Source organism: Pseudonocardia nigra (genome assembly GCF_019396355.1).
In the GTDB taxonomy this organism is placed as follows: domain Bacteria; phylum Actinomycetota; class Actinomycetes; order Mycobacteriales; family Pseudonocardiaceae; genus Pseudonocardia; species Pseudonocardia nigra.
Genome location: NZ_JAHKRK010000563.1, coordinates 1 through 678, shown reverse-complemented (window position 1 = coordinate 678; position 678 = coordinate 1). Strand labels below are relative to the sequence as shown.

Genomic DNA, 678 nt, shown 5'->3' with positions numbered 1-678 from the left:
TCTCCGCCAACAGGCGCCTGCTGGGCGTCCAACGACTCAGCCACAACCCGATCCGCGCCGCCGAGGCGTTCACCGCCGTGCACGACCCGACCATCACCAGCGAGGGCAACCGGATCGCCGGGCTGCGCCTCGGTGACCGCAGAGCACACGCCCTGCTGCAAGCACTGCTGGTGTTCCGGCTGCTCCCGCACGGGTTCCGCAACCGCGACCTCCGCGCGCTGCTCGCCGGGCTGCTCGGCAGAGCACCCGCGCAGATCAGCGCCGGCCAGATCAGCTACGACCTGCGTCGACTGCGCGCCCACGGACTCATCGCCCGCATCCCCCGCAGCCACCGCTACCAGCTCACCGAGACCGGGCTGCACCACGCGATGCTGATCACCCACATCGACACCAAGCTGCTCCAGCCCGGCCTCGCACACCTCACCGACCCCGACCCACCCGCCCCCAGCGCGCTGCGGACCGCAGCCCGCGACTACCAGCGCGCCCTCGACCACCTCACCCGAGAAGCCGGATTCGCCGCCTGAACCGACCTTGACTCGATCAAACCGACTTCGTCGGTCCTAGCGCCCCAGTCCCCTTCCGGGACCCCGCCCGGAACGGGTGGCCCCTTCGGGGCAGCTGCTGGGAACCTTCGGTGGTGGTCGATGGGTTCAGTGCGCGGTACGGCGATCTGCTGTT

1 protein-coding gene is annotated in these 678 nt (G+C 70.5%); it reads left to right on the top strand.

The genetic code is table 11. The features are described 5' to 3' along the window. Window positions 1-524, top strand: a 524-nt coding sequence (locus KME75_RS42215) for a hypothetical protein (RefSeq protein ID WP_219420700.1), incomplete at its 5' end; no start/stop codon positions are given. Window positions 525-678: the final 154 nt, after the last annotated feature.